This is a genomic window from Nonomuraea sp. NPDC003201 (assembly GCF_053590415.1).
This window is the reverse complement of sequence record NZ_JBSFTC010000042.1, coordinates 1-26,247: the sequence shown is the minus strand read 5'-3', so window position 1 is coordinate 26,247 and position 26,247 is coordinate 1. Positions and strand designations below refer to the sequence as shown.

General features: G+C 71.3%; 28 protein-coding genes. 9 read left to right on the top strand and 19 right to left on the bottom strand.

Annotation, left to right across the window (positions count from 1 at the left end; all coding sequences use genetic code 11):
- Nucleotides 1-7 precede the first annotated feature (7 nt).
- Nucleotides 8-1,495: an aromatic amino acid ammonia-lyase gene (locus ACWDX9_RS18170; RefSeq protein WP_449955026.1), complete on the bottom strand. Its 1,488-nt coding sequence runs from the start codon at nucleotides 1,493-1,495 to the stop codon at nucleotides 8-10.
- 62 nt (nucleotides 1,496-1,557) lie between these two features.
- Here ACWDX9_RS18170 and ACWDX9_RS18165 point away from each other — a divergent pair, with 62 nt between their 5' ends.
- On the top strand, nucleotides 1,558-3,111 hold the full coding sequence (locus ACWDX9_RS18165) for an NAD(P)-binding domain-containing protein (protein ID WP_449955024.1): 1,554 nt from the start codon (nucleotides 1,558-1,560) through the stop codon (nucleotides 3,109-3,111).
- Nucleotides 3,095-4,570 (top strand): class I adenylate-forming enzyme family protein, encoded by a 1,476-nt coding sequence (locus ACWDX9_RS18160; protein WP_449955021.1) that lies wholly within the window; start codon nucleotides 3,095-3,097, stop codon nucleotides 4,568-4,570. Before ACWDX9_RS18165 ends, ACWDX9_RS18160 begins: the two co-directional genes overlap by 17 nt.
- Before the next feature lie 21 nt (nucleotides 4,571-4,591).
- On the opposite strand, the gene ACWDX9_RS18155 is transcribed toward ACWDX9_RS18160, so the two are convergent.
- From ACWDX9_RS18155 to ACWDX9_RS18135, 5 genes are read right to left on the bottom strand one after another with little or no spacing between them, the layout of a single operon-like run.
- A complete protein-coding gene (locus ACWDX9_RS18155) occupies nucleotides 4,592-5,260 on the bottom strand; it encodes a nucleoside/nucleotide kinase family protein (RefSeq protein WP_449955018.1) in 669 nt (222 codons plus the stop codon).
- Complete coding sequence (locus tag ACWDX9_RS18150) at nucleotides 5,257-6,126, bottom strand: sugar phosphate isomerase/epimerase family protein (RefSeq protein WP_449955015.1); 870 nt, start codon at nucleotides 6,124-6,126, stop codon at nucleotides 5,257-5,259. Before ACWDX9_RS18150 ends, ACWDX9_RS18155 begins: the two co-directional genes overlap by 4 nt.
- 25 nt (nucleotides 6,127-6,151) lie before the next feature.
- Nucleotides 6,152-6,907 carry an ATP-binding cassette domain-containing protein gene (locus ACWDX9_RS18145; RefSeq protein WP_350723294.1) on the bottom strand — a complete coding sequence of 252 codons (756 nt, stop codon included), beginning with the start codon at nucleotides 6,905-6,907 and terminating at the stop codon, nucleotides 6,152-6,154.
- Nucleotides 6,904-7,878, bottom strand: coding sequence for an ABC transporter permease (locus ACWDX9_RS18140; RefSeq protein ID WP_350723292.1), 975 nt, complete (start codon nucleotides 7,876-7,878; stop codon nucleotides 6,904-6,906). The genes ACWDX9_RS18145 and ACWDX9_RS18140 overlap by 4 nt, the downstream gene beginning before the upstream one ends.
- A gap of 54 nt (nucleotides 7,879-7,932) precedes the next feature.
- The gene (locus ACWDX9_RS18135; RefSeq protein ID WP_449955010.1) at nucleotides 7,933-8,985 is read right to left on the bottom strand and encodes a sugar ABC transporter substrate-binding protein; all 1,053 of its coding nucleotides are present in this window, start codon (nucleotides 8,983-8,985) and stop codon (nucleotides 7,933-7,935) included.
- Between the two features lie 132 nt (nucleotides 8,986-9,117).
- Here ACWDX9_RS18135 and ACWDX9_RS18130 point away from each other — a divergent pair, with 132 nt between their 5' ends.
- Together ACWDX9_RS18130 and ACWDX9_RS18125 are read left to right on the top strand one after the other, a co-directional pair.
- Nucleotides 9,118-10,326 carry an ROK family protein gene (locus ACWDX9_RS18130; protein ID WP_449955006.1) on the top strand — a complete coding sequence of 403 codons (1,209 nt, stop codon included), beginning with the start codon at nucleotides 9,118-9,120 and terminating at the stop codon, nucleotides 10,324-10,326.
- 119 nt (nucleotides 10,327-10,445) lie between these two features.
- Complete coding sequence (locus ACWDX9_RS18125) at nucleotides 10,446-11,780, top strand: cellulose binding domain-containing protein (protein ID WP_449955004.1); 1,335 nt, start codon at nucleotides 10,446-10,448, stop codon at nucleotides 11,778-11,780.
- Nucleotides 11,781-11,822: 42 nt separating this feature from the next.
- Here the strand turns inward: ACWDX9_RS18125 and ACWDX9_RS18120 are convergent, their stop codons facing one another.
- Both ACWDX9_RS18120 and ACWDX9_RS18115 read right to left on the bottom strand, forming a co-directional pair.
- Complete coding sequence (locus ACWDX9_RS18120) at nucleotides 11,823-12,812, bottom strand: LacI family DNA-binding transcriptional regulator (protein ID WP_449955002.1); 990 nt, start codon at nucleotides 12,810-12,812, stop codon at nucleotides 11,823-11,825.
- A 265-nt stretch (nucleotides 12,813-13,077) separates the two neighbouring features.
- A complete protein-coding gene (locus ACWDX9_RS18115) occupies nucleotides 13,078-13,422 on the bottom strand; it encodes a DUF6223 family protein (RefSeq protein ID WP_449954998.1) in 345 nt (114 codons plus the stop codon).
- Nucleotides 13,423-13,633: 211 nt separating this feature from the next.
- On the opposite strand from ACWDX9_RS18115, the gene ACWDX9_RS18110 reads away from it, so the two are divergent.
- The gene (locus ACWDX9_RS18110; RefSeq protein WP_449954995.1) at nucleotides 13,634-14,761 is read left to right on the top strand and encodes a sensor histidine kinase; all 1,128 of its coding nucleotides are present in this window, start codon (nucleotides 13,634-13,636) and stop codon (nucleotides 14,759-14,761) included.
- The gene (locus tag ACWDX9_RS18105) at nucleotides 14,758-15,420 is read left to right on the top strand and encodes a response regulator transcription factor (RefSeq protein ID WP_350723278.1); all 663 of its coding nucleotides are present in this window, start codon (nucleotides 14,758-14,760) and stop codon (nucleotides 15,418-15,420) included. Before ACWDX9_RS18110 ends, ACWDX9_RS18105 begins: the two co-directional genes overlap by 4 nt.
- Here ACWDX9_RS18105 and ACWDX9_RS18100 read toward each other — a convergent pair.
- From ACWDX9_RS18100 to rplK, 8 genes are all read right to left on the bottom strand, one after another.
- Nucleotides 15,384-15,839, bottom strand: a complete 456-nt coding sequence (locus tag ACWDX9_RS18100) for a lasso peptide biosynthesis B2 protein (protein WP_449954992.1) — start codon at nucleotides 15,837-15,839, stop codon at nucleotides 15,384-15,386. The two genes, ACWDX9_RS18105 and ACWDX9_RS18100, sit on opposite strands and share 37 nt — an antisense overlap.
- Entirely contained in the window at nucleotides 15,836-16,093 is a 258-nt protein-coding gene (locus ACWDX9_RS18095; protein WP_449954990.1) for a lasso peptide biosynthesis PqqD family chaperone, read from the bottom strand. The genes ACWDX9_RS18100 and ACWDX9_RS18095 overlap by 4 nt, the downstream gene beginning before the upstream one ends.
- Nucleotides 16,090-17,940 carry a lasso peptide isopeptide bond-forming cyclase gene (locus tag ACWDX9_RS18090; protein WP_449954988.1) on the bottom strand — a complete coding sequence of 617 codons (1,851 nt, stop codon included), beginning with the start codon at nucleotides 17,938-17,940 and terminating at the stop codon, nucleotides 16,090-16,092. Before ACWDX9_RS18090 ends, ACWDX9_RS18095 begins: the two co-directional genes overlap by 4 nt.
- A 13-nt stretch (nucleotides 17,941-17,953) precedes the next feature.
- On the bottom strand, nucleotides 17,954-18,061 hold the full coding sequence (locus ACWDX9_RS18085; protein ID WP_350723271.1) for a keywimysin-related RiPP: 108 nt from the start codon (nucleotides 18,059-18,061) through the stop codon (nucleotides 17,954-17,956).
- A gap of 28 nt (nucleotides 18,062-18,089) precedes the next feature.
- The gene (locus ACWDX9_RS18080) at nucleotides 18,090-18,299 is read right to left on the bottom strand and encodes a hypothetical protein (RefSeq protein ID WP_449954986.1); all 210 of its coding nucleotides are present in this window, start codon (nucleotides 18,297-18,299) and stop codon (nucleotides 18,090-18,092) included.
- 16 nt (nucleotides 18,300-18,315) lie between these two features.
- Nucleotides 18,316-18,723, bottom strand: coding sequence for a hypothetical protein (locus ACWDX9_RS18075; RefSeq protein WP_449954983.1), 408 nt, complete (start codon nucleotides 18,721-18,723; stop codon nucleotides 18,316-18,318).
- 351 nt (nucleotides 18,724-19,074) lie between these two features.
- Complete coding sequence (locus ACWDX9_RS18070; protein ID WP_449954981.1) at nucleotides 19,075-19,491, bottom strand: HIT family protein; 417 nt, start codon at nucleotides 19,489-19,491, stop codon at nucleotides 19,075-19,077.
- A gap of 33 nt (nucleotides 19,492-19,524) precedes the next feature.
- Complete coding sequence (rplK, locus tag ACWDX9_RS18065) at nucleotides 19,525-19,950, bottom strand: 50S ribosomal protein L11 (protein ID WP_449954978.1); 426 nt, start codon at nucleotides 19,948-19,950, stop codon at nucleotides 19,525-19,527.
- Nucleotides 19,951-19,995: 45 nt separating this feature from the next.
- On the opposite strand from rplK, the gene ACWDX9_RS18060 reads away from it, so the two are divergent.
- The 3 genes from ACWDX9_RS18060 to ACWDX9_RS18050 all read left to right on the top strand — a co-directional run bounded on the left by ACWDX9_RS18060 (nucleotide 19,996) and on the right by ACWDX9_RS18050 (nucleotide 22,430).
- Nucleotides 19,996-20,889: a MerR family transcriptional regulator gene (locus tag ACWDX9_RS18060; protein WP_449954976.1), complete on the top strand. Its 894-nt coding sequence runs from the start codon at nucleotides 19,996-19,998 to the stop codon at nucleotides 20,887-20,889.
- Nucleotides 20,890-21,109: 220 nt separating this feature from the next.
- Entirely contained in the window at nucleotides 21,110-21,604 is a 495-nt protein-coding gene (locus ACWDX9_RS18055; RefSeq protein ID WP_449954974.1) for a hypothetical protein, read from the top strand.
- A 145-nt stretch (nucleotides 21,605-21,749) separates the two neighbouring features.
- Complete coding sequence (locus ACWDX9_RS18050) at nucleotides 21,750-22,430, top strand: hypothetical protein (protein WP_449954971.1); 681 nt, start codon at nucleotides 21,750-21,752, stop codon at nucleotides 22,428-22,430.
- On the opposite strand, the gene ACWDX9_RS18045 is transcribed toward ACWDX9_RS18050, so the two are convergent.
- From ACWDX9_RS18045 to ACWDX9_RS18035, 3 genes are all read right to left on the bottom strand, one after another.
- A complete protein-coding gene (locus tag ACWDX9_RS18045) occupies nucleotides 22,342-24,294 on the bottom strand; it encodes an NACHT domain-containing protein (RefSeq protein ID WP_449954968.1) in 1,953 nt (650 codons plus the stop codon). The genes ACWDX9_RS18050 and ACWDX9_RS18045 overlap by 89 nt on opposite strands.
- The gene (locus tag ACWDX9_RS18040; protein ID WP_449954965.1) at nucleotides 24,295-25,239 is read right to left on the bottom strand and encodes a class 1 isoprenoid biosynthesis enzyme; all 945 of its coding nucleotides are present in this window, start codon (nucleotides 25,237-25,239) and stop codon (nucleotides 24,295-24,297) included.
- A gap of 291 nt (nucleotides 25,240-25,530) precedes the next feature.
- The coding region (locus ACWDX9_RS18035; protein ID WP_449954962.1) for an N-acetylmuramoyl-L-alanine amidase at nucleotides 25,531-26,247 on the bottom strand (717 nt) is incomplete at its 5' end.

Below are 26,247 nucleotides of genomic sequence, written 5' to 3'. Positions count from 1 at the left end.
CTCAGGGTCACCATAAGTCAACCATGAGCTCGGCGGCCTTGCGGACATCGGCGTCCAGCGGGCGGTCGGGGTCGACCGGAGGGATCGCCTCGATCAGGGCGTCGAGGAGCGCCGCGCAGCCCGGAGCCGTGGGGCGGCGGGCGCCGACGTGCGCGGCCTGCCGCAGCCCCACCGCGAGCGAGCCGCAGAGCAACCGCAGCAGGGCGGCCGTGTCGTAGGCGCGAAGGGCGGCCTGGGTGCCGAACGGCACCACGTCCTGGTTGTGCAGGTTGGTCGGCAGGCTCTGCATGCTGACCGGTACGGCGGCGTGGCGGATCTCGGCGACGAACGCGGTGGTGGCGAGCTGCACCCCCTGCATCCCGTGTTGACGGCCGGGCCCGGCGGCGAGCATCGGGGGCAGACCGCCGTTGCGGGCCGGGTCGACGAGGAGGTCCAGCTGCCGCTCGGCGAGGTTGCCGAGCTGAGCGGTGACCATCGCGAGGACATCGGAGGCGAAGGCGGCCGGCTGCCCGAAGAAGTTGCCGCCGTGCACCACCAGGTCGTCGTCGGGGAAGAACAGCGGGTTGTCGCTGACGCCGGACAGGTCGGCCGCGACGACGCCGTCCACGTACCGCAGGGCATCCTCGGCGGCGCCCAGCAGCTGGGGAGAGCAGCGGATGCTGTACGGCTCCTGCAGCGCGCGCGTGCCGGCCGGGACGATCCCGGAAAGGTGCTTGCGCATGCCGTCGGCGACGTCGGCCGCGCCCGGATGGCCGTACGCCGCGATCAGGCGCGGGTCGAGGAAGCCCGGATCGCAGCCCAGCAGATCGACCAGCAGACAGGTGAGCGCCTGCATCGCGCGGTGGGCGGAGCGGACGCCGTCCAGGGCCAGGGCGGTCGCGGCGGTGGTGAGGGACGTGCCGTTGACCAGCGCGAGGGCGTCCCGGCCGTCGAGCGTCAACGGGGTCAGCCCGGCATGGTGGAGCGCCTCGGCCGCGGGCATCCGCCGGCCGTCGACGTACGCCTCCCCCCGGCCGCGCAGCGCCTGGGCGGCACAGGCGAGCGGGATCAGGTCTCCGCTCGCGCCGACCGAGCCGTACCGGGGGATCGCCGGTACGAACGTCGTCGCGAACATCGCGGCGAGCCCGTCGATCACGTGCGCCGAAACCCCGGACACCCCCTGCGCGAGCGACCACACCCGCACGAGAAGCGCGGCCCGGCTCACCTCATGGGCGAGATCCGGCCCCTGCCCGGCACCGAGGTGGGCCAGGGTGTTGTCACACTGGTCCGCCTCCTCCTCCCGGCCGGGGAACCCGACCAGGGCGCCGAAGCCGGTGGTCGCGCCGTAGACCGGACGTTCCTCCTCCCGCAGCACGTCGCGGAGGAAGTCACGGCCGCGCTCGACCCGGTCGCGGACGCCCGCGTCGACCACGACGGACACCGGTGTGGCGGCGCGGCGCAGGTCGGCCGAGCGGAGCGGGGCGCTGAGATCTATGGAAACTTCGGCGGCGGGCATGCCCGGACCATAGGCGGACAATTCTCAGAATCTTCTGAGAATTCGTCCGTAGCTTCCAGATCATGGCGCATGACTACCTGATCATCGGGGCCGGACCGGCCGGGCTGCAGCTCGCCGCATCGCTCGAACGTAGCGGTCATGACTATGTCGTCCTGGAACGCGGAGCCGGACCGGGCACCTTCTTCACCAGGTTCCCGCGGCACCGCCAGCTGATCTCCATCAACAAGGTGCACACCGGATACGCGGACCCGGAGCTGCGGCTGCGGATGGACTGGAACTCGTTGCTGAGCGACGATCCCGAGCTGCTGTTCACCCGGTACAGCGAGCGGTACTTCCCGCAGGCCGACGATCTCGTGCGCTACCTGACCGACTTCGCGGCGGCGACCGGCGTCCGGGTGAGCTACGACACCGACGTCGTCCGGATCAGCCGGGACGACGGCGGGTTCACCGCCACCGACCGCGGCGGACGCTCGTGGACGGGCCGGCGGCTGGTCATGGCCACCGGCGTGTCCCGGCCGTACGTCCCGTCGATCCCCGGCATCGAGACCGCCGAACGCTACGACACGTTCGAGACCGACCCGGCGTCCTTCGCCGACCAGCGGGTCCTGGTGATCGGCAAGGGCAACTCGGGGTTCGAGACCGCCGACGCGCTCATGGAGCAGGCCGCGGTCATCCACATCGCCGGGCCGCACTCCATCAGGATGGCCTGGCAGTCGCATTACGTCGGGCACCTGCGCGCGGTGAACAACAACTTCCTCGACAGCTACCAGCTGAAGTCCCAGAACACGGTCCTCGACGGCACGGTGGAGAGCATCGAACGCGGCGATGACGGCCGCTACCGGGTGATGTTCCGCTACGCCCGCACCGTGGAGGCGCTGCGCGAGCTGTTCTACGACCGGGTGATCGTGTGCACCGGGTTCCGCTTCGACGCCTCGGCGTTCGACGACGGCTGCCGGCCCGCGCTGGTCATCGACGACAGGTTCCCGGAGCAGACGCCGGCGTACGAGTCGGTCAACGTGCCCGATCTGTACTTCGCCGGCACGCTCACCCAGCAGCGCGACTTCAAGAAGGCCACCAGCGGGTTCATCCACGGCTTCCGCTACGGGGTGCGCGCGCTGCACCGGATCCTGGCCACCCGCTACCACGACGGGACCTGGCCGGCCGAGCAGGTGGATCCGGCCCCGGACGCGATAAGTGACGCGATCATCGCCAGGGTCAACCGCTCCTCCGCGCTCTGGCAGCAGTTCGGCGTACTCGGCGACCTGGTCACCGTGGACGGCGCCACCGCGCTCTACCAGGAGGAGGTGCCGGTCGCCTACGTCGCCGACGGCGGGCTCGGCCCGGCCCGGCACGCGTTCGTCGTCACCCTGGAGTACGGAAAGGATCACGACGCCGTCGACCCGTTCGACATCTCGGTCCCGAGGGTCGTCGAGAACGACGCCGTCAACGCCCACGACGCGAGCTACCTGCACCCGGTGGTGCGGCACTACCGCGACGGGGCGCCGGCCGGCGTCCACCACCTCGCCGAGAACCTGGAGAACCAGTGGGACCTGCCGGCGGTGCACCAGCAGCCGCTGGCCGTCTTCGTCAAGGAGTGCCTTGCCGACGCCGGCTGAACCGTACCCGGGTGTCGTCCTCGACCTCCTCGCCGCGGCCGGGGACCGGCCCGTCTTCGAGCACGGCGACCGTGCCGTCACCGGCGCGCAGCTGCTCGGCCTCGTCCGGCGGATGGCGGCCGGGCTGCGCGCCGCGGCCGTCGGGCCGGGGGACGGCCTGGCCATGCTGCTGGGCGTCACCCCCGAAGCGTTCGCCGCGATCATCGCCGGGTACGTCGTGGGAGCCCGGGTCGTCGGCGTGCGGCCAGGGCTGCCCGACGGCCAGCTGCGCCACCTGCTCCGCCAGGACGTCGCCGCCGTCGTGACCGACGCGCCGACCGGTCCGGAACACGCGCCGCGCACGCTGACCGTGCCGGAGCTGCTGGCCGCGCCCGACGACGGCGGCCCGCCGCGGCTGTCCGGCCGGCCGCACGATGTCGCCCGGCTCCTTCACACCAGCGGCAGCACCGGCACGCCGAAGGCGTGCGCGCAGACGTACGCCGCCATGAACGCGGCGTGGACGGCCCGGCCGCGGGCATGGCCGCCGGCGATCCGGGAGCTGGCGTCCCGGCTGCGGCGCTACCTCGTGTTCGGCTCGCTGAGCAGCCAGGTGATGATGGAGTACGGCGTGCTCACGCTCGCCGCGGGCGGCATCATGGTCGTCGCCGACCCGCAGGCGTTCCCCGACGCGATCGTCAGGCATCGGGCCTCCGCCACCGTCATCACCGTGCCCCGCCTGTACAGACTCGTCGCCGCGCAGCGTGACGACCCGGCGGACCTGAGCAGTCTCCGGGCGCTCATGGTGTCCGGGTCGCCACTGGCGGCGTCCCGGCTCCGAGAGGCGCTCGACGTGCTCGGCCCGGTCGTGTTCCAGGGCTACGGGCAGACCGAGACCGGCACGATCTCGATGGCCACGCCGTCGGACGTCCCTCCCTCGGTCGGGTTCCCGCCTGACGTCATCGACGTCGTGATCCGGGACGCGGACGGCAGGCCCGTCCCGCCCGGCGTCGACGGCGAGCTGTACGTCCGCACACCCGCGCAGGCCATCGGCTACTGGGCCGAACCGGCGGAGAGCGCGGAGGTGTTCGTCGACGGGTGGGTGCGCACCCGGGACCTGGGCCACTTCGACGAGGACGGGCGGCTGTACCTGGCAGGGCGGACGCGGGACGTCGTCATCGTCAACGCGAATCTCTACTACGCCGGCCCGATCGAGCGGGTTCTGGCCACGTCCCCCGACGTCGCGGAGGCGTACGTGGTCGGCGCCCCCGACGAGGACACCGGCGAGGCGGTGCACGCGTTCGTGGTGCCGGTGGCGGGCCGGGCCCCGGACCTCGGCGAGCTGCGGAGGCTGGTCCGTGAGCAACTGGGTGACGCGTGTGTGCCGGCGACCATCACCGTCATCGAAGAGGCGCCACCGGCGCCGAACGGCAAACCGGACAAGCGCCTCCTGATGACCGCGATACCCCGAGCGGAGGCTTAGCAGCAGGTCGGACGGTGCCGCTCACATGCCGCCGGGACGCTCGATCGACCGGATGACGGAGTCGGGGACGATCAGGTCCGCCTTCGGCTTGGTGGTGGCGATCAGATCGGCGTTGCGCTGGTCGACCTCCGCCACCCAGCTCACCGCGTGCTCCGGCGGCTTGCCGAAGCGGATGTGCCGGGTGACCAGCCGGTCCACGCGCTCGGCGTGGTCCAGATCGCAGTACCAGACCTCGTCCAGCCAGGGGCGTACGCGGCCCCAGTCGCCCTCGTCGAGCAGGAGGTAGTTGCCCTCGGTGATGATCAGGCGGGCGGCGCGGGGGACCGGGATGCTGCCGGCGATGGGCTGCTCCAGGTCGCGCTCGAAGGCGGGGGCGTAGACCACGTCCTCCTCGTCCTCGCGCAGGCGGCGGAGGAGGGCGGCGTAGCCGGCGGCGTCGAAGGTGTCGGGGGCGCCCTTGCGGTCGCGGCGGCCGAGCCGGTCGAGTTCGACGTCGGCCAGGTGGAAGCCGTCCATCGGGACGTGGGCCACCCAGTCGGCGGTGAGGCCGGGCGGCGGCTCCTGCCGGAGCAGGCGGGTGAGGGTCACCGCGAGCGTGGTCTTGCCCGCGCCGGGGCCGCCGGTGATGCCCAGCAGGGCCCGCCGGCCACCCCAGGCGCGGGCCCGGGCGAGGAGGTCGTCCAGGCTCATCGGGCCGGGCTGGTGTGGAGGTGGCCGGCGATGAAGGCGCGGGCGTGCCGGGCGAGGTCTTCGCCGTCGTCCCACAGGTTGCGCCAGATCGCCAGGTCGTTGGAGAGCCCTTCCATCACGACCGCCGAGGAGAACGACTCGAAGGTGATCGGCCCCCGGTATCCGATGTCGCCCAGGACGTGGAAGAACGCGGTGAAGTCCAGGTGGCCGGAGCCGAGGTAGCCACGGTGGTTCTCGCCGATGTGGACGTAGCCCAGCCGGTCGCCGACCTCGCGCACGGGGCGGACGAGGTCGTCCTCCTCGATGTTCATGTGGTACGTGTCGAGGTGGATCAGGACGTTGTCCTCGCCGATGTCGTCGGCGAGCCGCAGCGCGTCGCGGGCGGTGTTGATGACGTTGGTCTCGTACCGGTTGCAGATCTCCAGGCCGAGCGTCATGCCGTGGCCGCTCGCCTCCTGGGCCAGCCGGCGCAGCACCGCGACCACGTTGCGCCGCCCCGCCTCGGTGAGCGGCCGGCCGTACTTGCCGAGCGCGCTGTAGAGCGCGCCGGTGAAGTGGGTGCCGCCGAGCTCGCGGGTCGTGGCCAGGGAGTCGTGCAGCAGCTTCTCGCCGCGCTCGACCACGGCCGGGTCGTCGCTGGAGACGTCGGCGTCGAAGGCGAGGCCGCGGGAGCAGGCCACGCCCAGCCCGGCCGTACGCAGGGCCTCGCGCGCGGCGGCGACGTCGAGGTTCGCCGAGTCGTGCAGCGAGATCTCCAGCAGGTCGAAGCCGGTCGCCTTGGTCTTGTCGATCGCGTACGCCAGCGAGTCCGGGCCGGTGTCGCCGACCCAGACGAGAGCGTGGACGCCGATGGGATTGGTGGTCATCTGAGTGGATTGCCTTTCTGGGGCGTCAGTTGCTGAGCGCGCCGGTGATCAGGGCGACGATCTCCTCGCCGGTGGTCTCGGCCGTACGCCGCCCGCCCACGCAGCGCCCGGCCCGCATCACCCACACCTGCTGGCTGAGCCGCATGACCTGGGCGAAGTTGTGGCTGATGAGCAGGACCGCGTGCCCCTCGTCGCGAAGTCTGAGGATCAGCTCCTCGACCCGGGCGGTCTCCTGCACGCCGAGCGCGGCCGTGGGCTCGTCCATGATCACGAGCTTGGAGCTGAACCCGGCGGCGCGGCAGATGGCCACGGCCTGGCGCTGGCCGCCCGAGAGCCGGCGTACGCGGGACTTCACCGCGGGCACGTTGACGGCGAGCGTGGAGACCATCTCGCGGGCGCGGGCCTGCATGGCGCGCCGGTCGAGCAGGGCGACCGGGCCGAACCTGCGGACGATCTCGCGGTTGAGGAACAGGTTCTGCCACACCGTGAGGTCTTCCACCAGCGCGAGGTTCTGGTGCACGGTCTCGATCCCGGCCTCGCGGGCGTCCTCCGGGGAGCGGAAGTCGGTCTCGGCGCCGTCGAAGACGATGCGCCCGCTCTGCGGCCGGTGGATGCCGGAGATGCAGCGGACGAGGGTGGACTTGCCCGCGCCGTTGTCGCCGACCAGCGCGGTGATCTCGCCTCGGCGCAGGGTGAGGGAGACGTCGGCCAGCGCGCGTACGCTGCCGAAGGCCAGGGAGACCTCGTGGGCCTCGAGCAGGGGAGTTCCGTTCTCGGTCATCGCTGGAACCTTGTGAGCAGGGCGGCCAGCACCACGACGACGCCGACGGCCAGCGGTTGGTAGAACTGGGAGACCCCGAGCAGGGTCAGCCCGTTGACCAGCGCGACCAGCAGCAGCGCGCCGATGACCGGGCCGATGATGGTGCCCCGCCCGCCGAAGAGGCTCACCCCGCCGAGCACGACCGCGGCCACGGAGTTGAGCAGGAAGGAGGTGTTGGAGGCGGGTTCGGCCGCGCCGACGCGGGCGACCAGGAGCAGCGCCCCCAGCCCGGCCAGCGCGCCGCTGATGGCGTAGACGGCGATCTTGATCCGCCGGGTGCTGATGCCCATCGCGTTGGCCGACTCCGGCGAGCCGCCGGTGGCCAGCACGTGGGTGCCGAACCTGGTGTGGAACAGCACGACGTGCGCCACGATCGCGACCACGATCGCGATCAGGAACGAGTAGCCGAAGATCCCCACTCTCCCGGTGGACAGGGCGAGCAGCGCCGGGTCGATGATCGTGACCGGCTTGCCGTCGGAGAGGATCAGCGCCAGACCGGAGGCCGCCGAGAGCATGCCCAGCGTCACGATGAAGTCCGCGATCTTCCCCCAGGCGGTGATCATGCCGTTGACCAGGCCCGCCACCGCCGCGGCGAGCACGCCCGCCACGCAGGAGAGCGCCAGCCCCCACTGCGCCGTGTACGCCTGGCCGAAGACCACCGCGCCCAGCGTCATCGCCGAGGCGATCGACAGGTCGATGCCGGCGGTGGCGATCACGAACGTCTGGCCCACGGCCAGCACGATCAGGATCGCGGCGGCCAGCAGCATGGAGGTGATGTTGCCGGGGCTGAGGAAGGTCGGATTGAGCGCCTGGAACACGATCACCAGGACGACCAGTCCGACGAGGGCCGCCCACTCCGCCCAGAACCCGACGTCTTTCAGCTTCGCGGCCCAGTGCTCTCCGTCGCGGGCCGCGAGCGTTGCGTTTGCCATGTCTGTCACTCCTCGTCCCACCGGGCCGGACGGCCGGGCAGGACGGCGTAGGCGCTACTTGATGAGGGACGCGAACGGGTCGTCGTAGCTGCCGAACGGCTTGGGTGTGGCCGCCAGCGCCTTGTCCGCGTTCTCCTTGGTGACCAGCTCGACCGGGGCCTTGACGTTGGCGGGCAGCGTCTTGCCGGTCGCCGCCGCCTGGCACGCCTCCACGCCCATCAGCCCGATCGCGTACGGGTACTGGGCGACGGTGCCGTCCAGGGTGCCGGCCTTGACCGCGTCGAGCGCGTCCTTGATGCCGTCGACGCTGATGACCTTGACCTTGCCGGCCTTGCCCGCGTTGGCGACGGCGCGCGCCACGCCCAGCCCCATGTCGTCGTTGGCGACGAAGAATCCGGCCAGGTCGGGGTGCGCCTGCAGCACGTCGGTGGCGGCGGTGAGCGCGGTCTGCCGCTCCCAGTTGGCCGCGACGGTCTGCACCATCTTGACCTTGGGCCCGAGGCCCTGCTTGAAGCCCTCGACCCGGGCGCCGCTGGTCACGTCGCCCGCGATGCCGCCGATGGCCGCGACGTCGCCGCCGTCGGCCAGCAGCTCGGTCATGCGCTGCCCGGCCGTCTTGCCGGCCTCGACGTTGTCGGTCCCGATGTACGTCGCGAGCTTGACGTTCGCGCTCTTGGCCGCCGCCGCGTCGATCGGGCTGTCGATGTTGACCACGGTCTTGTTCTGGGCGGAGAGCTGGGCCAGGCCCTGGACCAGGTTGGTGCCGGAGATCGGGTTGACCACGTAACAGGAGAAGTCCTGCCCGGCCAGGCCGTTGAGCTTGTCCGCCTGGCCGGTCGTGTCCGTGATGGCGTTGGCCGCCTGGACCGTGACCGGCACCTTGGCCGTGGCGGCCTGGTCGTCCATGCCCTGCTTCATCGTCTGGAAGAACGGGTTGTCCAGACCCTTGATCACGGCGGCGATCTTGGGTGTCGCGGTGCCCGCCTCCCCGGCCACGGGGGTGGTCCCGGTGGTCTCGCTGGAGCCGCAGGCAGCCAGCGCGAGCGCGCCCGCAGCGAGAACCGCGCTGAGGGCCGCGGTGCGGCGACCTCGGGTGTTGGCCATCATCGGATGCCCCTTTCAGCGTCGATGGCATGACCGTAACCAGTGTTTCCGTTAGATTGCAACACTGCTTTCGACTTTTTATGTCGAAACATGGCTAACTTCCGTCTAGTGGGAGACATAGCTAGAGTGACCCGTATGGATGCACCGAGCCTGCCCGGCGTGTGGCGGGGAGCCAGCTCAGGCGAGATCCTCAGCCTGTTCCGCGACGCCCCCGACGGCCTGACGAAGGCCGACGTGATGCGCCACACCGGCCTGTCGCGCACCACCGTCAACCAGCGGCTCGACGGCCTGCTCGCGGCCGGTCTGCTGATGCCCGCCGAGGAGGAGGCGCGCACCCGTGGCCGTCCGGCGGGCCAGTTCGTGGTCAACCGTGACCGCGGGGTGCTGCTGGTGGCCGACATCGGCGCGACCGGCCTGCGGGCCGCCGTGTGCGACCTGGCCGGCGAGGTGCGGGCCGAGCGCGAGGTCCGCGCCGAGGTGACGGCGGGCCCGCAGGCCATCCTCACCATCGTGGACGAGCTGTTCACCGAGGTCCTCACCGCGGCCAGGCGCAAGCCCGGCGAGGTGCTCGGCATCGGGCTCGACGTGCCGGGCCCGGTGGACTTCGAGACCGGACGGGTCGTCAGCCCGCCGATCATGACCGGCTGGGACCGCTACGACATCCCCGGCTGGTTCCGCTCCCGCTTCGACTGCCCCGTCCTGGTGGACAAGGACGTCAACGCCATGGCGTACGGCGAGCAGCGGCTGCGCTACCCGGACGTGCCCCACCTGCTCATGCTCAAGATCGGCACCGGCGTCGGCACCGGCCTCATCGCCAGCGGCAAGGTGCACCGCGGCGCCGACGGCGCGGCCGGCGACGTCGGCCACATCCAGGTCACGGTGGACGACGTGGCCGAGCCGCCCATCTGCCGGTGCGGCAACGCGGGCTGCGTCGAGGCGTACGCCGGGGGCTGGGCCATCGTGCGCGACCTGCGCGAGGCGGGCCGCGACGTGACCACCGTGGACGACGCCGTACGCCTGATCCGCAGCGGCGACCTCGTCGCGGTGCGGCTCGCCCGGCGCGCGGCCCGCATCCTCGGCGGCGCGATCGCCGACACGGTCAACCTGTTCAACCCGCGCGTCATCGTCATCGGCGGGCAGCTCGCCCACACCGACGAGCAGCTCTTCGCCGGCATCCGCGAGATCGTCTACCGGCGCTCGCTCCCGCTGGCCACCCGCAACCTGCAGATCGTGCGCAGCGACCTCGACCCGCACGCGGGCGTGCTCGGCCTGGCGCAGCTGCTGGTCGACGGCATCTACACCCCCGCGCGGGTCCAGCAGCTCGTGGACGGCGCCGTGGCATAGCGAGCCGGTGAAAGTTACAGGCTTTCCGGCGCGTTCGCCCAGGTCGCGATCGCCTGTCCTTGACCGGGCCGTAGCTCCGCGGAAAGAGTCGATCCGAACCTTTCTGGGTTGGGAGTCCGATGAGTTACGTTCGTCGCCGGTTGCTTGCCATCCTGCTTCCCGGTTTCCTGGTCGTGCTCTGCGCCTTCGTGTCCTTGACGGAACAGTCCGCCGGTGCGGTCGCCGACCCGCCCGGCCCGGTGACCGGCAACGCCACCTACTTCGACGGACTCGGCTCGCCGTACGGCGGCTGCGGGATGCCCCAGGCGAGCCTCGACTCGCAGGACTTCGTCGCGCTCAACGTCTACAACACCCCCGGCGACTACGCCTTCTACCCCCGGCCCCTGACGGGAGCCAACCTCAGCAAGGCCGGGTTATGGAACAACGGCCTCAACTGCGGCCGCTACGTGCAGGTCGAGATCAGCGACTACTGCACGGGCACCAACGACGGCGCGCCGAACCAGGCGTTCTGCCGCAACGGCTCCTGGGTCTCCGACGCCTACAACGGCGCGAAGCTGACCATGCTCGTCGCCGACAGCTGCGGTGACTCCAACGGCTGGTGCCGCGACGATCCCTACCATCTGGACCTGTCCAAGGACTCGCTCAACCGGTTCGTGAAGAACGGTGGCGCTATCGGGGACATGTACCCCAACCACTGGAACAACCGGCACGTCACCTGGTCGTTCGTCCCCGCGCCCAACTACAGCGGCGACATCAACATCGGCTTCCTGCAAGGTGCCCAGGTCTGGTGGCCGGCCATCTCCGTCTCGCACCTGGCCAACGGCATCCACGGCGTCGAGTACTACGCCAACGGCGCCTGGCAGACGGCCCAGATGAACAGCGACATGGGCCAGTCCTACGTCATCGGCGGGACCACGTCGGGTGGCGGCCAGTTCCAGATCCGGGTGCGGGACGCCACGGACACGCTGATCAACGGCGGGCGCGTGTACAGCTTCTCGCTGCCGTCGGCCTGCGCCCCGCAGTGCGGCTCGCCGTACACCAAGGTCACCTACACCACCTCACAGGGCCCGACCTCCACGCCTACGCCGACCCCGACGGTGACTCCCACGGTGACCCCCACGGTGACCCCGACCGTGACGCCCACGGGCGGCACCGGCGTCTCCTGCAGCGTGAACCACCAGGTCGCCAGCGCCTGGCAGGGCGGCTTCACGGCCAACGTGACGGTGAAGAACACGGGCACCACGACCTGGAACAACTGGACGATCACGTGGACCCCGCCGTCCGGCGTGACCCTGGTCAACGGCTGGGGCTCCACCGTCACGTCGTCGGGCACCACGTGGACGATCAAGGCGCCGAGCTGGGCCACGAGCCTCGCGGCGGGCGCGACGGCCACCTTCGGCTACCAGGCCAACGGCCCGTCCACGGCCGCCCCGACCGACATCACCTGCTCATAGGCCAACGGCCCGTCCACGGCCGCGCCGACCGGCATCGCCTGCTCATAGGCCGGGCGGCGCGGTGGAGCGGCGCACGACCAGGCTCGGCGTGACGGAGAAGTGCACGGCGGTGGTGCGGCCTTCGACGCGTTCGAGCAGCAGCCGCCCCGCCGTACGGCCCATGACGGCGCCGTCCTGGTTGACGGTGGTCAGCGCGATGTTGGGATGGGCGGCCAGCCGGGTGTTGTCGTAGCCGGCGACGGAGACGTCGTCCGGGACGGAGAGACCGGCTTCGTGCAGCGCGGTCAGGACGCCGAGCGCCGACTCGTCGGAGCCCGCGAAGATCGCGGTCGGGCGCGGGGACCGGCTCAGCAGCTCGTGGGCGCCGCGATAACCGCCGTCCTCGGAGTACGAGGTCGCGACGACGGCGATCTCGTCGGCGAACCCGTGGTCACGCATCACGCGCTCGTAGGTCTCGGCCCTGATATGCGGCTTGTGGTCGGCGGGTTGTCCCTGCTCCTCGTGGAAGGTGATGTGCCCGATGCGACGGTGACCGAGCGCGATCAGGTGCTCCATGACGAGCTCGGAGCCCGTACGGTCGTCGTCGACGATCGAGTCGTACGCCGGTGAGCGATCGTGCCGGCCGAGCACCAGGGTGGGGATCTCGCGTGCCACCCGCTCCAGCTGCGTGCGGCCGGCGAGTGGGGCGATCATGAGTATGCCGTCCACCTGCCGGTCCATCAGGGCGTCGATGGCTCGTTCCTCGGTCTTGTTGCGGGTGCCGCCCTGGATCATGATCGCTTGGTAGTCGGACTCCGCGAGCTGCTCCACCAGGCCGCTCATGATCTCGGCGTAGAACGGGATCCCGATGTGCTGCATGAGGACGCCGATGGTGAACGACCGTCCGCGCAGCGCGCGGGCGGCGGCCCGGGGACGGTAGCCCAGCTCGTCGATGGCCCGCTTGACGCGGTCCCGCATGGCCTCGCTGACCCCGTAGTCGTTCCGGATGACCTTCGAGACCGCCGCCTTGGAGACCCCGGCGAGTTTCGCCACGTCGGATATGGTCACTCTTCGTCGTCGCTCAGGCGTGACCATGGGCATCCCTTCTCGAAGCCGAGTCCTGCCGATTGTACGCCCGCGTAGACCGGTCTACGTTTTTCCTTGACCGCTGGTGGCGTAACGGCTTGCCCACGCCTCGGCCCGTCTCGACACCCCGTACGGCCTCGCGTCCGTCTCGTGGGAGCGGGATGGCGGGACGCCGCCGAGGTGGACACGCCCGGGAGCGTCCCGCACGAGGTGGGCGCCGGGACCCGCACCTTCACCGTGACAAGGAGGAGCGGCGTGAGCGAGTGAGGGCCAGCCCGCTGAGGGCCACGCCGACCAGCCCCACCAGCAGGGCGATGAAACCCCCGACTATTCCGTAGCCGGTGCCCGGACCGCCCTGGGCGGCGGCCACGACCAGCCCGCCGACGACCGCGCCGGCCAGCCCCGCCGCCAGGGCCACGACGGCCCTGGTACGACCGGTGGAGCGGGCCAGGGCCAGCCCGCCGAGGACCACGCCGGCCAGCCCCAGCGCTATGGCCACCAAGGACCAGAGACGCCCGGGGGTCAGGTCATAGGCGCTGACGTCCGGGGCTGTGGCGAGCAGATGACGAATGATCATGAGGTGCTCCTTCTCCTACGACCGGATGTCGAGCATGTCTGCCGGAGCCGTCGCCGGTCGTCCGCCTGACGTGGGCAGTTCGCGGTGCCGCCGATGCCGCAGCCGGCTACCGCGAATGCCGCACAAGCCGCGCGAGTACCGCAGGTGCGGTAGCCGGCCACTCATCCGTGCGGTGGAGTCGCCCACGGCGGTATCCGGCTAAGGTGCGCGCATGAGCACAGGACGGTTCGGCGTCCCGGCGGCTGTCACGGACTGGGCGATCGCCGGGGGCGTGGCCGCGGCGCTGCTGGTCACCGGGCTGTCCGGGCAGCACTCCGCCACCTACCCCGACCTGCTCGGCTACGCGCTGCTGGCGGCCGGCGGCCTGGCGCTGGCCGCGCGCCGCCGGGCCCCGGTTCCCGTCCTGGCCGTCACCGGGCTGTGCGCGGCGGGTTACCAGGCGGCCGGGTTCGACGTGCCCGCCGTCGCGTACCTGTTCGCGGTGTACGCGGCCGTGCGGTCGGGACACCGTACCGTCACGCTGGCGGTGAGCGTGGCCATGCTGGCAGTCCTGCCTCTCGCGGCCCTGGCCTCGGGCCTGCACGACACGGGCGAGGCGTTCGCGCAGGCCAGAGGCGCTCTGGAGCTGGCCTGGCTGGTCGCGGCCGGCGCCGCGGGCGAGGCGCTGCGGCAGGCCGAGCGGCGGGCGGACGAAGCCGAGCGCACCCGGGAGGAGACCGCGCGGCGCCGCGCCGACGAGGAGCGGCTGCACATCGCGCGGGAGCTGCACGACTCGCTCACCCACCAGATCTCGATCATCAAGGTGCAGGCCGAGGTCGCCGTCCACGTGGCCCGCAAAAGGGGCGAACCGGTGCCCGAGGCCCTGCTGGCGATCCAGGAAGCCGGACGCGAGGCGACCCGGGAGCTGCGCGCGACCCTGGAGGCGCTGCGCGACGACGACACGAGCCCGCCGCGTGGGCTCGACGACGTCGCGGAGCTGGTCGAACGGGCCCGGACGACCGGCCTGGACGCGACGCTGACGATCGGGGGACAGCGCCACGACGTGCCGGCCGCGGTGGACCGGACCGTCTACCGGATCGTTCAGGAGTCCCTGACCAACGTCGCCCGTCACGCCGCCGCCGCGACCGCGTCGGTCCGGATCGACTACCGTCCCGACGCCCTCGCGGTCCGCATCGACGACGACGGCAGGGCCACCCCGGACACCGCCCCGCCGCCCGGCGTCGGCCTGCTCGGGATGCGCGAACGGGTCACCGCCCTCGGCGGTCGCCTGCGCGCGGCACCGCGCGAGGAGGGCGGCTTCACCGTCCAGGCCGAACTTCCCGTGGACCGTACGTCATGATCCGTGTCCTGCTGGTCGACGACCAGCCGCTCCTCCGCAGCGGATTCCGCGCGCTGCTCGACCTGGAGGACGACATCGAGGTGGTGGCCGAGGCCGCCGACGGCAAGGAGGGCCTGGACCTGGTCAGGCAGCACCTGCCCGACGTCGCGCTCATCGACGTCCGGATGCCGGTCGTCGACGGCATCGAGGCGACCCGCCGCATCGCCGCCGACCCGGCCCTGGCCGGGGTGCACGTCGTCATCCTGACCAACTACGGCCTGGACGAGTACGTCTTCAACGCGCTGCGCGCCGGCGCGGCCGGATTCCTCGTCAAGGACATCGTGCCGGAGGACTTCCTGCACGCCGTACGCGTCGCCGCGCGCGGCGACGCCCTGCTCGCACCGTCGATCACCCGCAAGCTGATCAACCGGTACGTCACCCAGCCGCTCCACGCCGCCACCGGCACAGGGCTGAAAGAGCTGACCGGCCGCGAACGCGAGGCCGTCGCCCTGGTCGCGCAGGGCCTGTCCAACGACCAGGTCGCCGACCGCATGGCGATCAGCTCGCTGACCGCGAAAACCCACATCAACCGGGCCATGGCCAAGCTCAATGCCCGCGACCGCGCCCAGCTCGTGGTCTTCGCCTACGAATCCGGCCTGGTGGTCCCCCGCAACTCCTGACCTCTCGGCGCCACAGTGATCAAGGGGGCGAGATAGCCCTCCGGTGTGGGCTCGTCCACCGCCCTGCCCTCCGCCTCGACCCAGGCGTGCGCCCCGAACGGGGGCCGCACCCGGACACCCGTACACCATGTCGGCCACGAGCCCCGCATCCGGCACAGCAGGGTGGTGGCCAGTGACCGGGGAAGGCAGCCGTGCACGCCCAGGCAGGTGAGGCTCACCGCGAGCACCGCGTCCTTGGCGTCCTTGGCCTCGGCGTACGTGGCGGGCCTGGCCCGCCGGCTGAGCAGGGTGAGCACGGTACGCAGGCGCCGCGGCGGCAGCACGGCCAGCGAGAAGGCCGCTCCCACCGCCACTCGTGCCGCCAGCCTGGCCCGCCACGGAACCCCCTGCGGCCGCTCCAGCGCGCTCGGAACGGTCACGGCGCCACCAACCCGGCCGCCCGCAGCTGCTCCAGCAGCGCCAGCACGTCCTTCAGGGCCTCCCCGTGCCCGACCTCGAACTCCGCCGCCAGGGCCGCGGCCGCCTGCTCCGTGGTGTCGCCGTCCAGCAGCCGGCGCACGGCCAGCGCGCCGCTCGGGTTGAGCTGCCAGAAGTCGCCGTTGCGCTGGTTGAGAAGCACGATGCCGTAGTCGGTGTCGGCGGTGGACACATCGGCGCTCAGCCGCAGGCTCATCGGCCGTCCTCCTTGTCGAACGGCTCCAGGGTCCGCAGCCAGACCTCGCAGCCGATGGTCGAGTACAGGATCGCCTCCCGCAGTCCCGGCGTGTCGGGGTGCGCGGTGAGGTCCTTGAGCAGGGCGGTGTCCACCAGCCCGAGCCGGGCCAGCCGGGAGTCCGCCCAGAGCGCCTGCATGTCGGGGCCGTGGCGGCGCAGACCTTCGGCGGCGTCGAGCGAGGCCTCCGCCTTGCTGGTCCGCCGCAGGCACTCCTCGGGCACGACGCCGCGCATCGCGGTCGTCAGGAGGGGTTTGTAGCGCCACGGCGTCACCCGGTCCTGCGGGCGTACCGACAGGCACGCCTCGATCACCCGGTCGTCGAGGAAGGGGGAGGCCATCGGCAGCCCCGCGCGGACGCTCATCTGGTCCCACTGGCGGATGATCCGGCAGGTGTCGTGGATGGCGTGCAGGTCGGCGTGCTGCCCCCGGTCGGCTCCCAGCGGCTCGGCGTACGGGGCGGTCTCGGCGAGCACCTCGGCGGCCATGCGGCCCGCCTCCTGGGTGATCCACGGGAAGAGCCGGGGCGGCACCCCCCAGCCCAGCGCGCCGGACACCGGCGGAGGCAGCGGGGCGCGCAGGTCGGCGAGCGAGCCGGCCAGCCAGCGGCGGTAGGAGCGGCGGTCGGCCAGCGTCCGGAGCATCGGTCCGTACGGCCAGTGGAACAGCGCGCGGAAACCGCGCAGCCGCCCGATCGCCAGCATCGGCCGCCTGAGCAGCAGCCGGTGGTAGCTCGCCTCCGAGCACCAGGCCACGTGATCGCCGCCGATGCCGGTCACGTGCAGCCTGCTGCCCCTGGCGGCCAGCCGGGGCAGGTGCGCCAGCACCCTGGCGCGGTCCATGACGCCGATGGTCGGCTCGTCCAGCGTGTCGTCGACTCTCAGCAGGTCCTCGTAGACCAGCGGCGACTCCTCCGCCGGCCAGACCAGATGCTCCGCGTCGCGCAGGTGGGCCGCCGCGCGCCGGGCCCACGCCAGGTCGTCGTCGGCCGGGTCGCGGCCCGGCCAGGTGGAGGCGATGAGGTGCGCCTCCTGCCGGGCGGCGCCCAGGAAGCACAGCGACGTGGAGTCCAACCCTCCGGACAGGTCGAAACTCACCGTGCCGCCCGCCTTGGTGCGCGCGCCGACCGCGTCGTCGAGCGCCCGCCTGACGTCCTCGGCGGCGTCGGACAGCGTACGGACGGGCTCGGGATGCGTCCACCAGCGGCGATGCCCCGCGGTCACCCCGTCCGTTGCGACGGTCAGGTGGTGGCCGGGTTCGACGGCGGTGACCGACGGCCAGAGGGGGAGGTGCGGCAGGGGATGGGGGACGGGCCAGAGCAGCCGTACGGCCAGGCGCCGCACGTCGAGCTCGGCCCTCGTGGCGGCGGCCAGGACGTCGGCGCGGTCGGAGGCGACGGTGAGCCCGTTCACGCGCGCGTGGAAGACCAGCCGGAGTCCGGACGCGGTGCCCTGGACGCGTAACCGGCCGTCCAGCGCGGCGACGAGGTGGAAGCTGCCGGGCAGGGTCCGGGCCAGCCCGTCGAGGTGCGCCGGGTCACGTAGCCGGCTCGCCTCCGCGGCCAGCCGTTCGGCGTCGAAGGCGCAGCGGCCGATCACCGCCAGCCTGGTGGCGCCCGCCTCGGCCACCGTCATCTCCTCGTCGGACCAGTGCCCGACCAGCCAGGGCCGTCCGGAGGCGTAGGTGACGGTGCGAGCAGTCGCCGTACGCAGGATCGCCGCCACGGCGGGCGCGGCCTCGTGGTCGGGGAGGACCACGAAGTACGCCTCGCCGTGGTGCGGCCGGCTCAGCACGCCGCAGTCGGGCATGGACTGTCCGATTTCAGTTCTTGCTGAAGATCAGGCGGTCGTTGCCGTGCAGGGCCAGGAGGCCGGTGGCCTTGCGGAAGGATCCGGCTGCCATAAGACGGGGCTTCTCGTAACGCTTCATGCGTTTTCCTTTCGGCTCGCTCCATGCATTACATCGACGACTTTGCATGGCCTGCGGCCGTTTCGTCCAGGGTGACGCCATAGCGCGCTTTCTCCTCATAAATCGCCCAAAATTGTGCGGGCGATGAGGTGATAAAACCGCTCAATTGGACAACCATGTGTGCCGTACGGCTATAAAAATGTAGCAAAAAGCGAAGAATGCCGTGCCCGGCAAGCTTCCCGGGCACGGCATTCATCATCGGCGGATCAGGCGACTCACTTACGCGTGAGATCGATGAAGTCGGTGCAGTTCTCAGGCCACTCCGGCGTCCCCTTCGTGCCCGGGGTCGGGAAGACGGTGCACCTGCTCTGGGCCACCTTGCCGCGCTCGTTCAGCACGGTGATGTGCACGGTGTCGCCTTCGTCGGGCGCGGCCAGGGTGATGTCGACCAGGCGGCCGAAGTCGCGCGGCAGCAGCCCGGTCAGGTCATGCCACTGCGGCATCGTCCGCGGGTCCCTGATCGCGACCCTGTCGTCGCGGATGACCCCGACGAACTTGGTCGGCGGCTTCTTCGGGTCCTCCGGGTCGCCCTGGAAGGCCGAGTCGAGCGCCCGGGTCGGCTGCTCTTCCTTCTCCGACCTCGGATCGGTGGCGAGGTTGATCGCGGTTGCCGCCGTGTCCACCGTGCTGTGAACGCTGGTGCCGGCAGTGGCGCCCGCCGACGCCGTAAAGGTCAGAGTCGCGAATCCACTGGCCGCCGCCGCTGCCACGGCAAAGGCCAGCGCGCTTCTGATGCTTCGGTGCTTAATCATCTGTTTCTTCCCCTGTAGGTCGGATTCGGAAGAATCGGACTTAATGCCACATCCCCCTGATGGTGCGAGCTGGAGGTACCCGCTCGAAGGCGAGATAACGCGCGTCGGGGATCGACTTGGAGAAAAAGATGGAAATGATCAAAACAGGTGATTATGAGACCGTCTTTTCTTGGGCAGCTGGGTGCAGCGGAACAGGCGAGTGCAGGAACGCTTTCGCCGGAGTCACGCAAGGGCTTCCCGGATCAGCGCCGCATCCTGGTCGAGCAGTTCCCGCGACCGTTTCTTCCAGCCGGCGGTGACCACCACGCCGTCTCCCGGGAAGCGCGGCACCACGTGCAGGTGGAGATGGAAGACGTCCTGACCGGCGGCCTCCCCGTCGGCCAGGGACAACCGCACCCCGTCACAGCGCAGCCCCGATGCCCGCAACGCGCCCGACACCCGCCGCGCGGTGCGCCAGATCGCCGTACCGACCGCGTCATCGGCGTCCGCCAGCCCGGCCACGTGTACGCGCGGGATCACCAGCACATGGCCGACCGTGGCCGGCTTGTGGTCCATGATGGCCACCACGCTGTCGTCCTCATGAACGACGCCGGCCTCGACGCGCCCGGCGATGATCTCGCAGAAAACGCAGATTCCCATGCCCGTCATGATCTGGCGAGCAGCGTCCTGGTTCTAGTCGCGGACGGTGAGGCCCATGGAACGGGCCGTTCCCGCGACGATCTTCTCGGCCTGATCCAGGTCGGCGGTGTTGAGGTCGGGGAGCTTGGCCTGGGCGACCTCGCGGAGCTGGGCACGGGTGATCCAGCCGCCGCTCTGGTGGCCCGGGCGCGGGCTGCCGCCGTCGAGCCCGGCGACGCGCCGGATCAGCGAGGCGGTGGTCGGCTGCTTGGTGACGACCTCGAACGACCTGTCCTCGTACACGGTGATCACCGCGGGGATCACGAACCCGCGCCGGTCCTGCGTCTGCGCGTTGTACTGCCGGCAGAACTCCATGAGGTTGATGCCGAGCGGGCCGAGGTCCTTGCCGACGTTCGCCGGGCCCGCCTCGCCGGCCTGAATGTGCAGGGTGACGACCCTGGCTGTCTTCTGCTTCGCCATGTCGGCTACGCTAAAGTCTCCAGTTACTGGAGGCTCAAGGGAATTATGAGCTACACGATCGGCCGCCTGGCGAAGCTGACCGGCCTCCCCGTGAAGACGATCCGCTTCTACTCGGACGCGGGCGTGCTGCCCGAGCGCGAGCGCACCGCCTCCGGTTACCGGCTCTACGGCGATGAGGACCGGGCGCGGCTGGAGCTGATCCGCACGCTGAGGGAGATCGGGGTCGACCTGGCCACGATCCGCTCGCTCGGCGACCGCCGGCTGAGGGACGTACTCGATCTCCACCTCAAGGCGGTCGAGACGCAGCTCAGATCGCTCCAGCGGACCAGGGCGGTGCTCAGGGCGACGCTCGCCCGGGACGGCGATCCCGCCGAGGAGGATCTGAGCAGGCTCCACGCGCTCGGCCGGCTCGGCGCGGCCGAGATGGAGATCCTGCTGGACGAGTTCGTCGACGAGGTCGGCGGCGGCATCGAGGCGCGGCACGAGTGGCTGACCCAGATGCGCGACGCCATGCTCCCCGAACTGCCCGAGGAGCCGACCGTCGCGCAGCTCGACGCCTGGCTGGAGCTGGCCGACCTGCTCGCCGACGAGGACTACCGCGACAGCCTGCGCCGGCAGAACACGGAGTTCTGGGAGGAGGACCGGGATTTCGACGCCTGGCACGAGATGAACGCCCAGATCATGCGGGAGGCGCTGACCGCTTCGCGGACGGGCGTCGAGCCCGGCTCACCCGAATCCGAGCCGATCCTCGATCGGATCCTGGCGGTGATGGGGCAGAGCCGCGAGGAGCTGCTGCGCACGTTCGACGAGCACGACCCGCGGGCGGCCAGGCTGTGGAAGCTGGTGTCGATCATCGAGGGCCGGCCCTGGCCGCCGGAGCAGGTGATCGCGTACGGCTGGATCGAGGCCACGCTGCGCCACTTCCTGGAGGGGCCCTAGGAGGGTGCCTGGTACGGGGGGCTTCGGTGCGGGGCCGGTGGACGAAAGCGCGATGACGACCGGCACGGCCGGCGCGGTTATTTTTGCGCGGTCTTCCGGAACCGCGAGGGCTAGTTTTCCGGGGTGCACGCGAGCCGGTGACCGCCGCCTCGGCCGGCGACAGCGTGCGGCCGCTCGCGCGTTCGCGCGAGGGGGACGGCTCACACCAGGAGAAACTCACATGACCATGCCCACAACCGCCCCATCACGCCGCCGCCGCGGCCTGCGCCTGTACGCGCCGGCCGCCGTCGTGGCCGCGGGCGCGCTGCTGGCGGGGAACGTCAACGCGGCCGAGGCGGTGCCGCCGGACGTGATCAGCCGATGGGACAACGAGATCGTCCACTCCAACGCCCTCAGCCCCGGCTTCAGCGGGTTCCTGGGGACGGGCTCGTACACGATCACCGCGAAGCTGTACGCCGAGAACACCGGTGGCTCGGCGATCGACTACCTCTGCACGATCGGTACGGGTCCCAACTCGGACGGCGACATCACCGAGGTGACGCTGGCGCCGCACAGCAGGCACAGCGTCTTCCTCAACGTCGTGCACACCTACCCCGGCACGGGGCCGCTCAGCTTCGGCTGCTCCAAGCCGGCGGGCGCGTCCCAGGTGCTGATGAAGCAGGTGAAGATCACCGCAGTGAAGGTGAACACGCTGGACAACCAGCCGTTCGGGTGATCAGGAAGAAGGGCCGCGGCATCCGGAGGTCGCGGCCCTTCAGGCTGCCCCCGTCCCAGCCGTCGCCTGTGGCGCCGGGCCGGGCAGAACGAGACGAGCCGGCAGGCCAGTAACACCAGGCCGCGTCTCAGGTGATACTGGCAAGATGCCGGTCACCTACGGGCCCGAATACTCCCGCCCCGACCTGCCGGTCCCGCTCGTGCCGCTGCCCGGGTTGCCGGTGACGGTGCGCCGAGTTCTGGCCGGGCCGTCGTCGGAGCGCGCCCCCGCGGCGACGTTCGGCTGGGCGGTGCTCACCGCCGCGCTCGCGCTGGCGGCGACCTTCACGCCGCATCCGCTCTTCTCCGCCGCCACCTGGCTGACCGCGGCGTACGTGCTGGCCCGGGTCATGGCGCTGCGCCTGCTGGCGCGCGCCCAGCGCCGGTTCGAGCCGGACTGGCTGGCCGCGCAGACGGGGGTGCTGCGCGGGCACGGCTTCGACATCCTGCGCTGTACGGTCGGCGGCCGGGTCTGCGACCTGACCAGGCCCGGCGACGTGGAGGCGCTGACACGGGCCGCGCCTGACGAAGAGGTGGTGCTGGAGTTCGGCTACCGGCCCGCGACGGGCGGGCGCGTCGCGGTCGAACGGGTCCGCCGCAGGCGCGCGGAGCTGGAGATCCGGTACGCGCGCTTCGCCCCGGACAGCGGCCGGGCGCGCTTCCCCGAGGCGAGCTATGCCATCGGCGTGAACGGCCGGGTCACGGCTTGGTCGCTGGCGGGGCCGGTGGTGCTGACACCGGCGGTGTCGGCCCAGCTGCGGCCTGGTCCTGCAGGAGTTCGTGCCTGAACTGGTAGTAGGGCCCCGTACGGCGGAGCACCCCGCGCTCGTAGGCGTCGTGCAGGAAGGTCATCAGCCGCAGCGGCAGCACCCGCCGCGCCGCGAACCACACCCGGACGTCGACGAACCGCCCCCACGCGCTCGGCGCCATCATCGTGACGCCGAACCCGGCCGCACCGAGCACCGCGCCGTTGGCGGCGCTGATGAGCGTCTGCTGCCAGTGGCCGAGGGCGAGCAGCCACACGTGGTCCCTGACCCGCAGCCCGGTCTCCATCCACCAGCCGAGGTAGGCGCCCATGGCGAGCCCGATCAGGCCGCCCGCGGCGAAGGCCAGCAGCACGGCGGCCCGGTCGTTGCGCAGGAAGCCGTCGGGCGTGCCCGCCTTGTCCACATTGGCGGGGGCCAGGGCAAGGGAGGCGGCCAGGAAACCGACCAGGAACACCGCGCCGTCGGTGAGCGCGTAGGTCACCCCGTCGTACAGCACCAGGACGATCACCATGCCGGGCACCACGCACACCAGGCCCTGGCCGAGGCGGCGCAGCAGGTAGCGCCGGGTCAGCGTCTTGCGCAGCTTCGGCCGCGCCTCACGCGGGTAGTGCTGCCTGGCCAGCGACACCGCGAACCCGCTGGCCAGCCCGATGGCCAGGCCGAACCACCAGCCGACCGCCCCCAGCCCGAACAGCGCGGTCACGGCGGCGCAGAGCGGCCCGAAGAGGGCCATCCCGAGCACGGCCTGGAAGGCGGGGATCACCGCGCGGGGCAGCGCGTGGTGCAACTCCCACCAGGCCAGGTCGTGGGTCCCCCTGCGGCGCAGGAAGTCGGCCAGGAACCGAAGGTAGCGGGCCGCCTCCTCGGGGCTCCACCGCTGATCGGCCTCCGGTTCCGGCCGGTAGACGGCCGGTACGAACCCGGCGACCAGGCCCTGCCTGATGTGCGGGGCGGTGCCGTCGATGCGCGGGGTGTGGCCGCTCTCGCAGGTGCGCGCCGCCAGGAAGATCATCAACGGGGTGTCGAGCGCCTCGGCCAGCGGACCGCCCGGCTCCGCGCGCAGCCGGGCGACCAGCGCGGCGGCCTCGGGCACGTCGCCCCAGCGCGACTCCAGGTATCCGGCGGCGCCCGCGGCGTCCACCGGCAGCAGCCGCGCCACCGGCGTCCCGGCGAGCCTGCGGGCGACGGGGCCGGTGAACGCCTCGACGCGGCTGGTCAGCACGTACGCGCGGGACCAGCCCTCGTCGATGGCCCTGACCACTTCGATACGGCGCGCCGGCGGCACCTCGTCCAGACCGTCGAACACGGCCAGCAGGCTGCCGTTCGCGATCAGCCGTTCCAGCGCGCGGGGAGCGGCCCGCAGGAACGGGTACTCGGCGGCCAGCCGCAGCGCCACCCACTCGCGCAGGGCCAGCCGCGGTTCCCACGACGACAGCGGCAGCGTGACCGGGATCGGCCGCTGCTGCGCCGAGGACATCCGCAGCGGGAGGAGCAGGCCGAGCGTGGTCTTGCCCGAGCCCCGCTCTCCTGTCACCACCACGGGCCCCTTCATGGTGAGGAGGTGGTCGGCCAGTTCCTCGATCGTTCCGGGGAGGGCGCCGCCGGACTCGCAGCGGATCGGGATGCCGCGGCTGTCCGGGACGTCGCGGTTGCCCGCTTCCCGCCTGGCCGTCTGCATGACCTGGTCGGCCAGCCTGTCGGCCAGGTCGGAGGCCTCGTCCGGCGGGCGCTCGCCGCGCAGGGTGCCGATGTAGGCCACGACGAGGGCGGCCGCGGCGATGACCGCCTCGACGTTGGACCAGCCGCCCACCGCCAGCCGTACGACCGCCAGAAGGACGAACGCCAGCGGGAGGAGGACGAAGAACGCCGTCTTCAGCTTGCGCATCTATGAGGCTCTCTTCGGGGGGATGGCGTGTTTGCCGCCGGCCAGCAGCAGCCCCAGCGGGGTGTCTCTCGTTCTCCTGGCACGTCCCTGCTGGTGGCGTTTGAGCACGTTGACCGCCAGGAGGAGGAAGAGCGTCGCGGCGAAGGGCCGGGCGGCGGCGCTCCCGTAGCAGGCGGCCAGCCGGGGCCGCAGGGCCAGCAGCCGGGCGCCCACCTCGGCCAGGCTCACCTCGCCCCGATTGACCAAAGTGCCGATGCCGGCACGCAGGTCGGCGTCCTGGTCGAGGTAGTCGTCCAGGAGCTGCAGCGCCTCGCCCGCCTCCATCACCGCGTCGCGCTGCACCACGCTCATGTCCGGATGCACCAGGCCGAACAGTACGAGGCCCGCCAGCCCGCCCTTCCCCCGAGTGATCTTGCCGAGCTGTGCCGCCGGGGTCGCGGGATCGCGCTGCTTGCGGGAGAGCACCTGGTAGTCGTGCAGTTCGAGCAGCGCGGTGTGCCAGAGCTCGCCGGGGGCACGGCGGCGGATCTCCGCGTAGAGCGCGGCCAGCAGACGCTGGTGATGATCACGTGAGGCGGCATGCTCGTCGGCTTCGAAGAGGGACGCCACCCACGAGTCGATCGCCGGGTCGCCGCCGTTGTCGATCATGTCGTCGTAGAGTCGGGCGACCGATCCGGCCAGCATGACCAGCTCGCCGTCACAGGACCGGCCCGCCATCCTGGCGTAGGCATGGATGCCGACGTTGAAGCTCAGCGCGGTGCCGCGCAGGGAGTCGATCATCGCCTCGCGCTCGGGCTCGGAGAACACGTCGCGGACGATCGGTTCCACGGCGCGCTCGAAGTCGCGTACGGCGTCGGGAGCGCAGGCGACGGCGTCCTTGAGCGCGACGGGAAGGGCGATCGCCAGCCGGGCACAGCGCAGAACGGTCAGTAGGTCGCGAATCACTACGCTCCCATCGACAGACGGTGAGCGCATGATGACACGGCACCGGGCTACGGTAAATACGGCTTTCCCCGGTTGGCGGCCCTCGCCCGACACGGACGTCAGACGCCTTTATCGTCCGCGTGTCGTCAGCCGCACCCCCTTGGACGAACGCGCGTACATAGGGGCAAGGCGGCTGGATGACCGAGTGAGGTCTGGGGGGTGTTCTGCGAGCTTGTGCGGCAGGTGGCACGGCAGAGCTGTGGCCGGATCGCGAGCCCGCGCGATCCGGCCACAGGTCACAGGGTCAGCGGATCAGCCGCCGCAGTGTTCGAAGGGGCTCTCGTACGTGCTCGTCCCGGCCTTGCCGCCCCACTTGACGCACTTGTCGGCGGCGGTGGCCCGGATGGGTCCGGCGTAGTAGTCGAAGTTGCCGGTGTCGGTGGCCCGAGCCTTGCCCTTGACCTCCAGGAAGGCGGCGGTGGCGGTGGCCTTGCCGAGCGAGGTCTTCTTGATCGTGGCCACGCAGTTGTTGCCGTTGGCGGAGTTGAAGGTCAGGTAGACCGTGCCGCTGGTGCCGAGGGCGGCGGAGTCGATCACCTTGTAGCCGGTGCCGCACACGGACTCGGCGGTGTGCGGGTTGGTGCCCCCGCCGCCGCTGCTGCCGGTGACGTACTGCATGTACTTGGACCAGTTCCAGTACCGGCCGGGGTCGGTGTGGTCGGCGCCCGGGACCTCGTTGTGGCCCACGATGTGGCTACGGTCCTTGGGGATGTTGTACCGGTCTGCGATGTTGCGGGTCAGCGCAGCCGACGCGCGGTACATGGTGTCGGTGAACCACGTGGCGTTGTCGACGAAGCCCTCGTGCTCGATGCCGACCGAACGCCGGTTGTAGTTGCCGGCGTGGAAGGCCCGGTTCTTCTCCCTGACCGTCTGGGTGATGGCGCCGTCGGAGGAGCGGACGACGTAGTGGGCCGAGGTCGGGTTCGGCCGGGGCCCGGTCTGGAACCAGGAGATCGTGCCGGCGTAGCT

Excerpts from the sequence above, each read along its gene's own strand:
- ACWDX9_RS18170 (WP_449955026.1), bottom strand. The coding sequence starts at position 1,495 with ATGCCCGCCGCCGAAGTTTCCATAGATCTCAGCGCCCCGCTCCGCTCG.
- ACWDX9_RS18165 (WP_449955024.1), top strand. The coding sequence starts at position 1,558 with ATGGCGCATGACTACCTGATCATCGGGGCCGGACCGGCCGGGCTGCAG.
- ACWDX9_RS18155 (WP_449955018.1), bottom strand. The coding sequence starts at position 5,260 with ATGAGCCTGGACGACCTCCTCGCCCGGGCCCGCGCCTGGGGTGGCCGG.
- ACWDX9_RS18150 (WP_449955015.1), bottom strand. The coding sequence starts at position 6,126 with ATGACCACCAATCCCATCGGCGTCCACGCTCTCGTCTGGGTCGGCGAC.
- ACWDX9_RS18145 (WP_350723294.1), bottom strand. The coding sequence starts at position 6,907 with ATGACCGAGAACGGAACTCCCCTGCTCGAGGCCCACGAGGTCTCCCTG.
- ACWDX9_RS18140 (WP_350723292.1), bottom strand. The coding sequence starts at position 7,878 with ATGGCAAACGCAACGCTCGCGGCCCGCGACGGAGAGCACTGGGCCGCG.
- ACWDX9_RS18135 (WP_449955010.1), bottom strand. The coding sequence starts at position 8,985 with ATGATGGCCAACACCCGAGGTCGCCGCACCGCGGCCCTCAGCGCGGTT.
- ACWDX9_RS18130 (WP_449955006.1), top strand. The coding sequence starts at position 9,118 with ATGGATGCACCGAGCCTGCCCGGCGTGTGGCGGGGAGCCAGCTCAGGC.
- ACWDX9_RS18125 (WP_449955004.1), top strand. The coding sequence starts at position 10,446 with ATGAGTTACGTTCGTCGCCGGTTGCTTGCCATCCTGCTTCCCGGTTTC.
- ACWDX9_RS18115 (WP_449954998.1), bottom strand. The coding sequence starts at position 13,422 with ATGATCATTCGTCATCTGCTCGCCACAGCCCCGGACGTCAGCGCCTAT.
- ACWDX9_RS18110 (WP_449954995.1), top strand. The coding sequence starts at position 13,634 with ATGAGCACAGGACGGTTCGGCGTCCCGGCGGCTGTCACGGACTGGGCG.
- ACWDX9_RS18105 (WP_350723278.1), top strand. The coding sequence starts at position 14,758 with ATGATCCGTGTCCTGCTGGTCGACGACCAGCCGCTCCTCCGCAGCGGA.
- ACWDX9_RS18095 (WP_449954990.1), bottom strand. The coding sequence starts at position 16,093 with ATGAGCCTGCGGCTGAGCGCCGATGTGTCCACCGCCGACACCGACTAC.
- ACWDX9_RS18090 (WP_449954988.1), bottom strand. The coding sequence starts at position 17,940 with ATGCCCGACTGCGGCGTGCTGAGCCGGCCGCACCACGGCGAGGCGTAC.
- ACWDX9_RS18085 (WP_350723271.1), bottom strand. The coding sequence starts at position 18,061 with ATGAAGCGTTACGAGAAGCCCCGTCTTATGGCAGCCGGATCCTTCCGC.
- ACWDX9_RS18080 (WP_449954986.1), bottom strand. The coding sequence starts at position 18,299 with ATGATGAATGCCGTGCCCGGGAAGCTTGCCGGGCACGGCATTCTTCGC.
- ACWDX9_RS18070 (WP_449954981.1), bottom strand. The coding sequence starts at position 19,491 with ATGGGAATCTGCGTTTTCTGCGAGATCATCGCCGGGCGCGTCGAGGCC.
- rplK (WP_449954978.1), bottom strand. The coding sequence starts at position 19,950 with ATGGCGAAGCAGAAGACAGCCAGGGTCGTCACCCTGCACATTCAGGCC.
- ACWDX9_RS18060 (WP_449954976.1), top strand. The coding sequence starts at position 19,996 with ATGAGCTACACGATCGGCCGCCTGGCGAAGCTGACCGGCCTCCCCGTG.
- ACWDX9_RS18055 (WP_449954974.1), top strand. The coding sequence starts at position 21,110 with ATGACCATGCCCACAACCGCCCCATCACGCCGCCGCCGCGGCCTGCGC.
- ACWDX9_RS18050 (WP_449954971.1), top strand. The coding sequence starts at position 21,750 with ATGCCGGTCACCTACGGGCCCGAATACTCCCGCCCCGACCTGCCGGTC.
- ACWDX9_RS18045 (WP_449954968.1), bottom strand. The coding sequence starts at position 24,294 with ATGCGCAAGCTGAAGACGGCGTTCTTCGTCCTCCTCCCGCTGGCGTTC.